Here is an 8,876-nt window from a genome sequence, read left to right as displayed (position 1 = left end):
GTGGCGCTCCCATTGAGAGAGTCAAAGCTTACATTAAATCCCAAGAAGCACCTCAAGATTGATTGCCTTCGTTCCTCCGGCAATCCGCTATCCCTCCCCACCCTGCTAACGCTGAGGGTGGGGACTCCCGCGATACGTTGAAACTTAGCAAAGCAAGGAGATTAAGGAATCTGGTTCAAGCGTTTGAATCACTCAAAACCCTACTAGGAGCATATTAGGGAAAGTCGGGGTGGCTTTAATTCATGGGGGTGAGACGAAAAAACAAGAGTTGTAAAACCCGCTCATACACAGGTATATGGGAGAATGACAACATCCGAGAAGAGATTATTTTGCAGAGGATGAGTTAACATCAATGCCTGATATTGTCGATATTGCCGTTAGTGCGGATTCATTCCAAACCCTGGTAGCTGCTGTGCAAGCGGCTGGTTTAGTGGACACTCTTAAAAGTCCTGGTCCTTTTACGGTTTTTGCACCCAATGATGCCGCTTTTGCTAAGTTGCCACCAGGAACCATACAAACGTTGCTCCAGAATATTCCCCAGCTTACGCGAATTCTGACGTATCATGTCGTTTCCGGGAAATTGACTCAAGCTGATTTAGCCAAGGTCGATTCGGTAACTTCTGTTGAGGGTTCGTCTATCCGAATTGACTGTTCTGATGGTTTTGAAGTCAAAAATGCCACAGTTGTTGCCCCTGACATCGAAGCAGATAATGGTATTATCCATGTTATTGACACGGTAATTCTCATGGGGTAAAGTCACCATCAAAAGGAGGATCAGACCCCATTGAGTAAAGGGCGACCCGACCCGATTGAGTGGGCGGGTGTGGTTAATTGATGTAAACGGGTCGCCCCTACAGGTTGTTAATTGATGTCCTATCGAATCAGGTTGATTGCACACAGCGGTAATCACCTCATAATGAGCGTTCTAGCCATGTTTCGTGAGGTTGTTTAACCCGATTTGATGTCAGATTTACATTTCAGGTGGGCAGTATTCAATTGACTATGTTAACCTGTTGATTTTGATGCTAGTTTAGAGTATTGATCGCCTGTAAATCCGGCAACGTCAGAAGATATTGAGAAAAATTCTATTTTGGCAGCAGCCTGTTGAATTATACCAGAATTTTGTGGACTAGACGACCCCCACGTTTTATTGGCGAAATGAAAATAAAAGTTAACGGTCATCCGGATTGTGCCGTTTCCCTAATGAAGACAAAAGGAAAGCCAAACTTGTAAGGTTGAAGCAGTCATGACAATGAAGAACGGTCAATGCCACTCCTGTGGATCTTATCAGATCAGAAGTAACAAAAACCGAAAATTTCCCGCACTGAATACGATGACGCTAGGATTAGGAAACTCCAGCGCTCGTTATGCTTCACTGGATACGTATGTTTGTGTCAATTGTGGCTATGTTGAAAGCTACGTGGCTTCGGCGGACGATCTAAACTACATTCAAGAGAACTGGGCAAAAGTTGAAGCGCCCTGTGAGAATGGAAAGCGATCGCCCAAAAAAGTTGAATCGCTTCCTTCTAGAGCGCACGAGGAGTTCAAGCGCCGAGCCATGCATGGTTAATCCTGTAGATGGCATAATTTGAGGATATCATTCTTGCCAATACCCTAGATGCTTGCGAGCCGCGTCTGTAGCAACCCGCCCGCGAGGGGTTCGATGTAAGTAGCCAATCTGTAATAAATACGGTTCATACACTTCCTCAATGGTTTGAGCGTCTTCTCCGGTGGCGGCGGCTACGGCTTCTAAACCCACAGGTCCTCCCTGGAATTGTTCAATCATCACACTTAACACCAACCGATCCGTCCAATCCAAACCCGCCGGATCAACATTGAAGACTTCCAAGGCTTCGGCGGCGACGTCTGGGTTAATGACACCCATCTTTTTCACCTGAGCATAATCCCGCACTCGCCTCAGTAAACGATTGGCGATGCGGGGAGTTCCCCGCGAACGACGGGCAATTTCTATCGCGCCCTCTTCGCTCATCGGCGTTTGTAATAATTGGGCGGTGCGTTGCACAATTAGACTCAATTCCTCGGGTTCGTAGAATCGTAAGCGCTGGATCAACCCGAAGCGATCGCGTAATGGGGAGGTGAGTGATCCCACCCGTGTCGTCGCGCCAACCAGAGTAAACTGGGGTAAGGGAATACTCCGGGTTCGCGCTGATTGCCCTTTGCCAATCGTAATATCTAACCGATAATCCTCCATCGCCGGATACAACAGTTCCTCACTCATGCGTGTGAGGCGATGAATCTCATCGATAAACAAAATATCCCCCGGTTTCAGATTGACTAAAATCCCCACAATATCCCGGGGACGTTCCAATGCTGGCGCCGCTGTAATTTTACAATTCGTCCCCATCTCTGTCGCCAAAATTAGCGACATCGTGGTTTTCCCCAATCCTGGCGGTCCATACAAGAGCAAATGATCTAAAGCCTCATTTCGCGCCTTCGCCGCCGCGATCGCAATTTCTAAAACATCTTTGAGTTCTTTTTGCCCAATATAGTCGGCTAACCGATGGGGACGAATCCCTTCCTCTTGGTTCTCTGTTTCATCGGCTGTCGCCGTCGCCAGTAACAAGTCTGTTTCCAAGTCTTGCTGACGTTTCTTACGGCGACCCTTTTTTTTCTGACGGGATTGGGGTTGTGGGTCGGGTTCTTGAGATTGTCGAAAGGAGGTTATAGCCATGATTTCAGCCTATCATTTCATCGGCGACCAAGACACTCAGGCGCAAAAGGTTTAGATTAGTTAAGGAACTCAGTATTATCGCATCACACAGCGTAAGACATCTGACATGCTAGCTAAACGAATCTTACCGTGCCTGGACGTAAAGGCGGGGCGGGTGGTCAAGGGCATCAACTTTGTAAATTTGCAAGATGCGGGTGATCCCGTGGAATTGGCACAAGCTTACAATCAAGCCGGTGCCGATGAACTGGTGTTTTTGGATATCACTGCCACTCATGAAGACCGGGATATTATTATCGATGTTGTCTACCGTACCGCAGAACAGGTGTTTATTCCCTTAACCGTTGGCGGCGGTATCCAATCCTTAGAGACTGTTAAGTTATTGTTAAGGGCTGGTGCCGATAAAGTCAGTATTAATTCGGCGGCTGTCCGCAATCCAGATTTTATCAATCAAGCCAGCGATCGCTTTGGCAATCAATGTATTGTGGTGGCGATAGATGCCCGTCGTCGTGTTGATCCCAGCCATCCGGGTTGGGATGTTTTCGTGCGCGGCGGACGCGAAAATACCGGACTTGATGCGATCGCCTGGGCAAAAGAGGTGGAACGACGCGGTGCGGGAGAATTACTGGTGACCAGTATGGATGCGGATGGAACTCAAGCTGGGTATGACTTAGAGCTAACCCGCACCATTGCCGACCAGGTGGAAATTCCGGTGATTGCCTCAGGGGGTGCGGGAACCTGTGATCACATTTATCAAGCCCTGAGTGAGGGGAAAGCCGAAGCCGCCCTCTTAGCTTCTTTACTGCACTACGGACAACTTAGCGTATCGGAAATTAAGCACTATTTGCAGGATCATCAGGTTCCCGTCCGGATGTCATGAGGGTTCTCAAATCCTTGCCGATCTGCCGTAAACTTTTGTGACTAATATCACACAATTGGATCGTTTGCAGCTACATAGACCACTGCTAGAATAGATTCGACGTTACATTTCTTAAATTATGTTGATTGCTATTTTAATATTCGATATTGCTCTAGTTGCTTGGTCACTGCACTTAATGCAACAGGCGTTTGACACACGAGAGTTTTCCTTTATGCTGGCTGGCACTTTAGTGGCGATGTCAGCGGCTGCCATGTTAGTCGTATATTTCTTGATGGACAGCTATTTGGGCTACTTGAGTCGGATTGCGGCGGTTTCGGGTTCGTTTTAGTGAGGCTTAGGTTTCATAACTCAATCATCTCTGAGGAGGCAATAATTTAATGAGACTTGACGAAAGGACAGAATCAAGGCATGATGGAAGATGCTGCACGGGGCTATAGCTCAGCTGGTAGAGCACCTCAATGGCATTGAGGGGGTCAGCGGTTCGAGTCCGCTTAGCTCCATTAACAAAAAATTAGGAGTTGCTGAATAACTCTTATGGTGAGGTTAGGGAATTGTTAACAGGGAACAGGGAACAGTTTTCATAACTTCAAAAACGGCATTCATTTTTATCGTATCAAGGCTTATTTTGGGTATTTTATAAACCTTTAATTTTCCTGGAAACCTTTATTTTTCAGGGTTTTGCGAGTTTTCCAGCTAGCCCAATTTGGGGGATTGGTGACGCGATCGCCGGACGACTCATCGTGAGTGAGTACAATTGATGTGATCATTGAAAGTCAACCCAACCAGCCATGAATGCGACTGAACAAGCTCCTCTAGACGAACAAACCTTGAGCCGATGCTGTTTGGCACCACTATTTGCTGACATCATGTGTAAGGGTCAGATCAGTTTGTCTGACTGGCGTGAATTGATGACAGCGCCTTGGGACAATTCTTTCACAAGTAATGATGAAGCTATTTTGATGCGGCTGATTTATGGGGTGCATCGTGGACTTGTGAAAGTTGTCGATTGATGAACCCCGAAGTATGACAAATGACAAATGACAAATGACGATCTCCACCTTTAACTTTAATTGTGTCCACCTATCACAAATTTCGTTTGGCTTCCTGAGCCACTTGCTCAACCGAGTCATTGGCTAAAGCTTCTAGAGCAGCTCGAGCCTCTGAAGTATCGAAAGGTTTGAGCGCTTGGGCGACTCGGTAACGCACTTGCCAGTCAGAGTCGGTGGCAAAGGGAACTAATAATGGCACAGCACGGGGATCACCCAGTTCTCCTAATGAACTAATCGCGGCGGTTTGAATCAAGCTGGTTTCGGAGGAGAGTGCTTCTTCTAAAAGAGGAAACGCACGCGGATCGGAGAGTTCCCCTAATGCCGCAACAATACTAAACTGTAATAACCATTCCGATGATTGGTGATATAACTGTTTCATCTCCTCAAACGCCTCGGTCATCTTCAGGGCACCCAAAGCGTCAGCGGCGGCGGCTTGGACATCGGGTTCTGAGTCGTTCAAGAGGCGATCGCGCAACAGTGTCGAGGTGAGAGATAAATCCTGATCCCCAAGGGTATCAAGTTGGCTAACGGCAGCGTACCGAACTCGAGCATTGGCGTCAGTCACAATCGGCTGGATTAATTCATAAGCTACCGATGGTTCTAGCTGGCGTAGTAGATTTACCCCACTCAGGCGGTTGCCAAAGTCCTCGGAACTCAGCAACTGTTGAACAGACTCACGAGAAACAGTCATTTGTAACGTATTAAGTAATAAGTAATCGGACAAAATTAAAATTGACGGTGGGTTGATTAGATTATGACTCGTCCAGTTCAGCAATCATTGCCCGCACAATATCTCCCGCCGTGAGGACACCAATCACTTTTCCTTGGTTGTCAGTCACCGCTAGACGGCGCAGAGATTTGTCCTGCATCAGTTTCGCGGCTTTGCGTAAGGGTTGATCGGGCTTGACAACCACAGGTTCGTGGGTCATAACTTCTCCAACGGTTTGCCCTAGAGCCTTGTGTAGTTCTTCTTCGTACCGGGCTGGGTTTTCTAGATAAATCACACTGTCTAGAAATACGATGTAAACTGGGGGTTCGACTCCTGTCTGTTGCCACAACAAATCTGTTTCTGAAATAATGCCCACCAATTTGCCGGCATCATTGACCACCAGCAAACCACTGATACGTCGTTCGGCAAGAATTTTCATCGCCTCTTTGATGGGCGTTTGGGGGGAAACCGCGATCGGGTCACGGCTCATGACTTCGGCAACGGTTTTGGGCATACTCAGGCTTGGTGTCTTCAAAGGAATTACTCATCTTATTGTAGGGGTTTCGGGAATGATGGGGATTAATTTCTCTGGAATGGGGAACTCTTAACAGGGAACAGGGAACGGGACAAGGGATTGAGGGTTTTTACAATTCTTAACTCCGCCCGACAGAAGTTATATTCAGGGACTTAGCGATAGGGATGAAATTTCACTATAAGACGGCTTGGGTTACCATAGCGGCGACGAATATCGAGCCACTGGTTGAATTTTATAGTCAATTACTCGCTAAATCTCCCCATTGCCATAGTCCCAATACCTATGCTGAGTTTCAGCTACCTGGATTGCGACTCGGATTATTTAAGCCCAGGGATAATCATCGACAGGAATTTGAGCAGTCTGAGCAAAGTGGGTTGAGTTTGTGTTTAGACGTTGATGACTTAGACGCCGCGATCGCACAGTTGAGTAACATGGGATATCCGCCACCGGGCGAAATCATCGTCGCGTCCCATGGGCGGGAAATCTACGCTTACGACCCCAACGGCAATCGTTTAATTTTACACCAGCCGCAGCGTTAACTGATTGCTACGTCATAAGCAACATTGGCAAAGGCATAAATGCTATAGAGTAGTAAGACAGTAATCGCGACAACCATAACTACACGGGGACGTGGTGACGGGATAAATGCTTCCCTAACCCACATGGATGCGGCTGCACCAATCGCAAAGCTAGAACTGAGGACAAGGTATTGCCAGTCCGGTTGAAAGACCCAATTTAAGCCCAAAGCCAGGGTTAACAATACCATCAAATGTTCGATCGACTCCGGTGGATTTTGCTGCGTGGAAAGCACCAAGGTGCGCCAACAGAATTGCAAATGTCTCATGAAAAAATTCATCAGCTAAAACTATTGTTTAAGATAATTCAGGGGAACTAATTTGGCTACTGTTGGTAGGGAAGATGATTGTAGTCTTGTAAATAAGCCAGCGCCTCATCTGTGTTGACCTGTGGAAATTCCCCGTAGAAACGGCTGACACTGAGAAAGTCATCCGGTGTTTCCAGGATAACTAAGCGATCGCAAAAACGACCGAGCCTCTTGATCAGTCCGCCTGGGGCGACGGGTGTACAAATCCAGATCTGGTGAGGATGATGCTCTTTCAACGCTTGAGTCGCCGCGATTATGGTCATCCCCGTAGCAATCCCATCATCCACCAAAAGGGCTAATTTTCCTTGGGGATTAGCCTGAGGACAACCTGGGGCAAATTCAGCAAGTTGAGCTTGAGCTTTATCTTGAGCATGACGCAGGGCGGTTTCTCGCAGATTCGCCTTCAGTCGTCCCCATAATCGTTGTTGCGCCCACAACACTTGTCCGTCTGAGGTGACAGCACCAATGGCTAATTCAGGATTTTGGGGAGTGGTAATTTTTTTAGCCACCACGATATCCAGAGGACAATTTAACCGACGAGCAACCGGTACGGCGACAGGAATACCGCCACGGGGAAGTGCATACACCATTGGTGATACAGTCTCACCCGTCGTCATTTCCAGTTCAGCAATCTGGGTAAGCAGAGCTTGAGCGAGTTCCTCACCGGCATGAGTGCGATCGCTAAATAGCGGAGCCGATGACATAGGTTCCTCCAGCATTTAACGGGGCTGCCCTAATCATGCCTGATTTTGGTTATGCTTTTAGGTCAATCTAGCCTGATTCTTAACATTAAGTCACAACTTAACGTTAGCTCCATCGGATAAGAGGGTCGCCAATCGCAGCGACGGCGAAGATGAGGGGTTTGCTAAGGTGGTGACGGTTGAGCAGGTGAGTCAACAAGATTATAGTTTGTCGATTCTGCTTTATGTGCGGAGGGCATTGGAGAATGGGACAGAGACGGATAAGCGTAGTTTACCGGAACTATGGTCGGATTGGCAGGAGTCGGGGCGGGAGTTTTGGCGACAGATGGATGAGGTGGTTGAGATGGTGGTTGAGATGTTAGATGGGTTGGTGCAGAGATAATAGCAGAAAGTGCTTATGACTTAGCCTTAAAATTAGGGGTAGTTGGGGCGGCGAAGGGTTTACCTGCTGACCTTAGTTTTAACAAGGATTATTTTAAGGATTTTGGAGGAAGTATGAGTCCAAAACTCAAAGATGTTTTCACGCAAATTGATAATTTGAATAAGGAAGAACGGCTTGAGGTTTTACATTATTTAGAACGGCGTGTTCAGGAAGATGATAAGGTTGAGAGAGGTCAGGCGATTGATGCAGGTTATGAGCATTTACTGCAATACATTGCTGAAAACAAAAACAAAAAACGTCAGCGTTCTTTACAAGAATTTCGTGGAATTGCACCCAATTTATTAGCAGGTCAAGATGCTCAGAAATGGGTTAGTCAGATGCGGGGTGAATGGGAGGAACGTGAACGGGTATGGAGGAAGCCTGAGTGAGGTTAGATGAGGCGTTAGAGGGGGTAAAACGAATCTTTATTGATACGGCTCCGGTTATCTATTTTGTTGAAGAAAATCCTGATTTTGTTGACGTGGTACAGGTTGTTATTGATAAACTGATAGCTGGGGAAATAGAAGCAGTTATCTCTCCAGTGACGTTGGCAGAATGTATGAGTTCAACCACTTCAAAGGAAAGATATAAAATTGCAAGAAGACTTCGTTGATTTTCTCCTTGCTGGTGAACCGATTTTTATGGTTGATACTGATACGGAAATTGGCTATCAGGCAGCCTATTTAAGAGCAAAATATAATTTGAAAATTCCTGATGCGTTGCAGGTGGCGACAGCAATTAGAAGCGGGTGTGAGGCTTTGTTAACCAATGATGACCAATTCCGACGAGTTTCTGAGTTACGGGTGTTGATGGTTGAGGATTTTGTGGAAGGGAATGTTTCCTAATGGGTGAGGAGAAGAAGTTAAAGTCGGGTCTTCCGGACTTAGTGTGCTAAATTATCAGTTTTAATGAGTCAGAAAGTTTTCCACACAAGGGCTGTAGCTTTTGATCGCCTCAAAATAAATTGAAATTCGGGTAAAAACGGTTAAAGCTATTGCTGTCCAATACT

The 8,876-nt window shown here is 46.7% G+C and carries 16 protein-coding genes and 1 tRNA gene; 11 read left to right on the top strand and 6 right to left on the bottom strand.

Annotation, left to right across the window (positions count from 1 at the left end; all coding sequences use genetic code 11):
* The first annotated feature begins 352 nt into the window (after positions 1 to 352).
* Both RIG66_RS31835 and RIG66_RS31830 read left to right on the top strand, forming a co-directional pair.
* On the top strand, positions 353 to 754 hold the full coding sequence (locus RIG66_RS31835; protein ID WP_006098369.1) for a fasciclin domain-containing protein: 402 nt from the start codon (positions 353 to 355) through the stop codon (positions 752 to 754).
* Positions 755 to 1,246: 492 nt separating this feature from the next.
* Positions 1,247 to 1,570: a hypothetical protein gene (locus tag RIG66_RS31830; protein ID WP_446340677.1), complete on the top strand. Its 324-nt coding sequence runs from the start codon at positions 1,247 to 1,249 to the stop codon at positions 1,568 to 1,570.
* 27 nt (positions 1,571 to 1,597) lie between these two features.
* Here RIG66_RS31830 and ruvB read toward each other — a convergent pair whose 3' ends face one another.
* A complete protein-coding gene (gene ruvB / locus RIG66_RS31825; RefSeq protein ID WP_006098442.1) occupies positions 1,598 to 2,692 on the bottom strand; it encodes a Holliday junction branch migration DNA helicase RuvB in 1,095 nt (364 codons plus the stop codon).
* Positions 2,693 to 2,798: 106 nt separating this feature from the next.
* Here ruvB and hisF point away from each other — a divergent pair, with 106 nt between their 5' ends.
* The 3 genes from hisF to RIG66_RS31810 all read left to right on the top strand — a co-directional run bounded on the left by hisF (position 2,799) and on the right by RIG66_RS31810 (position 4,069).
* Positions 2,799 to 3,569: an imidazole glycerol phosphate synthase subunit HisF gene (hisF, locus tag RIG66_RS31820; protein WP_446370175.1), complete on the top strand. Its 771-nt coding sequence runs from the start codon at positions 2,799 to 2,801 to the stop codon at positions 3,567 to 3,569.
* A gap of 118 nt (positions 3,570 to 3,687) precedes the next feature.
* Positions 3,688 to 3,897 carry a hypothetical protein gene (locus RIG66_RS31815; RefSeq protein WP_006098571.1) on the top strand — a complete coding sequence of 70 codons (210 nt, stop codon included), beginning with the start codon at positions 3,688 to 3,690 and terminating at the stop codon, positions 3,895 to 3,897.
* 99 nt (positions 3,898 to 3,996) lie between these two features.
* Positions 3,997 to 4,069 (top strand) — tRNA-Ala (locus RIG66_RS31810).
* Positions 4,070 to 4,213: 144 nt separating this feature from the next.
* Here the strand turns inward: RIG66_RS31810 and RIG66_RS31805 are convergent.
* Positions 4,214 to 4,336, bottom strand: a complete 123-nt coding sequence (locus RIG66_RS31805) for a hypothetical protein (RefSeq protein ID WP_446383828.1) — start codon at positions 4,334 to 4,336, stop codon at positions 4,214 to 4,216.
* A 21-nt stretch (positions 4,337 to 4,357) separates the two neighbouring features.
* On the opposite strand from RIG66_RS31805, the gene RIG66_RS31800 reads away from it, so the two are divergent.
* The gene (locus tag RIG66_RS31800; RefSeq protein WP_006098710.1) at positions 4,358 to 4,579 is read left to right on the top strand and encodes a hypothetical protein; all 222 of its coding nucleotides are present in this window, start codon (positions 4,358 to 4,360) and stop codon (positions 4,577 to 4,579) included.
* A gap of 73 nt (positions 4,580 to 4,652) precedes the next feature.
* Here RIG66_RS31800 and nblB read toward each other — a convergent pair whose 3' ends face one another.
* A complete protein-coding gene (gene nblB, locus RIG66_RS31795) occupies positions 4,653 to 5,309 on the bottom strand; it encodes a phycobilisome degradation protein NblB (RefSeq protein ID WP_446383826.1) in 657 nt (218 codons plus the stop codon).
* A 61-nt stretch (positions 5,310 to 5,370) separates the two neighbouring features.
* The gene (locus RIG66_RS31790; protein WP_446383825.1) at positions 5,371 to 5,841 is read right to left on the bottom strand and encodes a CBS domain-containing protein; all 471 of its coding nucleotides are present in this window, start codon (positions 5,839 to 5,841) and stop codon (positions 5,371 to 5,373) included.
* 185 nt (positions 5,842 to 6,026) lie between these two features.
* On the opposite strand from RIG66_RS31790, the gene RIG66_RS31785 reads away from it, so the two are divergent.
* Positions 6,027 to 6,401: a VOC family protein gene (locus tag RIG66_RS31785; RefSeq protein WP_446383823.1), complete on the top strand. Its 375-nt coding sequence runs from the start codon at positions 6,027 to 6,029 to the stop codon at positions 6,399 to 6,401.
* Here the strand turns inward: RIG66_RS31785 and RIG66_RS31780 are convergent.
* Entirely contained in the window at positions 6,398 to 6,706 is a 309-nt protein-coding gene (locus tag RIG66_RS31780) for a hypothetical protein (RefSeq protein WP_446383821.1), read from the bottom strand. The genes RIG66_RS31785 and RIG66_RS31780 overlap by 4 nt on opposite strands.
* Before the next feature lie 56 nt (positions 6,707 to 6,762).
* Entirely contained in the window at positions 6,763 to 7,449 is a 687-nt protein-coding gene (locus RIG66_RS31775; protein ID WP_446383819.1) for a phosphoribosyltransferase, read from the bottom strand.
* Between the two features lie 166 nt (positions 7,450 to 7,615).
* Between RIG66_RS31775 and RIG66_RS31770 the strand changes: the two genes are divergently transcribed.
* The 4 genes from RIG66_RS31770 (at position 7,616) to RIG66_RS31755 (ending at position 8,712) form a co-directional block, all read left to right on the top strand.
* Positions 7,616 to 7,828: a hypothetical protein gene (locus RIG66_RS31770; protein ID WP_446383817.1), complete on the top strand. Its 213-nt coding sequence runs from the start codon at positions 7,616 to 7,618 to the stop codon at positions 7,826 to 7,828.
* A 113-nt stretch (positions 7,829 to 7,941) separates the two neighbouring features.
* A complete protein-coding gene (locus RIG66_RS31765) occupies positions 7,942 to 8,256 on the top strand; it encodes a hypothetical protein (RefSeq protein WP_446383815.1) in 315 nt (104 codons plus the stop codon).
* Entirely contained in the window at positions 8,253 to 8,480 is a 228-nt protein-coding gene (locus tag RIG66_RS31760) for a type II toxin-antitoxin system VapC family toxin (RefSeq protein WP_446383813.1), read from the top strand. The genes RIG66_RS31765 and RIG66_RS31760 overlap by 4 nt, the downstream gene beginning before the upstream one ends.
* The gene (locus RIG66_RS31755; protein WP_446383811.1) at positions 8,461 to 8,712 is read left to right on the top strand and encodes a type II toxin-antitoxin system VapC family toxin; all 252 of its coding nucleotides are present in this window, start codon (positions 8,461 to 8,463) and stop codon (positions 8,710 to 8,712) included. Before RIG66_RS31760 ends, RIG66_RS31755 begins: the two co-directional genes overlap by 20 nt.
* The last annotated feature ends 164 nt before the right edge of the window (positions 8,713 to 8,876 follow it).

The organism is Coleofasciculus sp. E2-BRE-01 (assembly GCF_040221695.1).
Lineage (GTDB): Bacteria > Cyanobacteriota > Cyanobacteriia > Cyanobacteriales > Coleofasciculaceae > Coleofasciculus.
This window is presented reverse-complemented; position numbering and strand designations above follow the sequence as displayed.

Bases quoted from the DNA above. Each gene is read 5' to 3' on its own strand.
- RIG66_RS31835 (WP_006098369.1), top strand. From the start codon at position 353: ATGCCTGATATTGTCGATATTGCCGTTAGTGCGGATTCATTCCAAACC.
- RIG66_RS31830 (WP_446340677.1), top strand. From the start codon at position 1,247: ATGACAATGAAGAACGGTCAATGCCACTCCTGTGGATCTTATCAGATC.
- ruvB (WP_006098442.1), bottom strand. From the start codon at position 2,692: ATGGCTATAACCTCCTTTCGACAATCTCAAGAACCCGACCCACAACCC.
- hisF (WP_446370175.1), top strand. From the start codon at position 2,799: ATGCTAGCTAAACGAATCTTACCGTGCCTGGACGTAAAGGCGGGGCGG.
- RIG66_RS31815 (WP_006098571.1), top strand. From the start codon at position 3,688: ATGTTGATTGCTATTTTAATATTCGATATTGCTCTAGTTGCTTGGTCA.
- RIG66_RS31805 (WP_446383828.1), bottom strand. From the start codon at position 4,336: ATGATCACATCAATTGTACTCACTCACGATGAGTCGTCCGGCGATCGC.
- RIG66_RS31800 (WP_006098710.1), top strand. From the start codon at position 4,358: ATGAATGCGACTGAACAAGCTCCTCTAGACGAACAAACCTTGAGCCGA.
- nblB (WP_446383826.1), bottom strand. From the start codon at position 5,309: ATGACTGTTTCTCGTGAGTCTGTTCAACAGTTGCTGAGTTCCGAGGAC.
- RIG66_RS31790 (WP_446383825.1), bottom strand. From the start codon at position 5,841: ATGCCCAAAACCGTTGCCGAAGTCATGAGCCGTGACCCGATCGCGGTT.
- RIG66_RS31785 (WP_446383823.1), top strand. From the start codon at position 6,027: ATGAAATTTCACTATAAGACGGCTTGGGTTACCATAGCGGCGACGAAT.
- RIG66_RS31780 (WP_446383821.1), bottom strand. From the start codon at position 6,706: ATGAGACATTTGCAATTCTGTTGGCGCACCTTGGTGCTTTCCACGCAG.
- RIG66_RS31775 (WP_446383819.1), bottom strand. From the start codon at position 7,449: ATGTCATCGGCTCCGCTATTTAGCGATCGCACTCATGCCGGTGAGGAA.
- RIG66_RS31765 (WP_446383815.1), top strand. From the start codon at position 7,942: ATGAGTCCAAAACTCAAAGATGTTTTCACGCAAATTGATAATTTGAAT.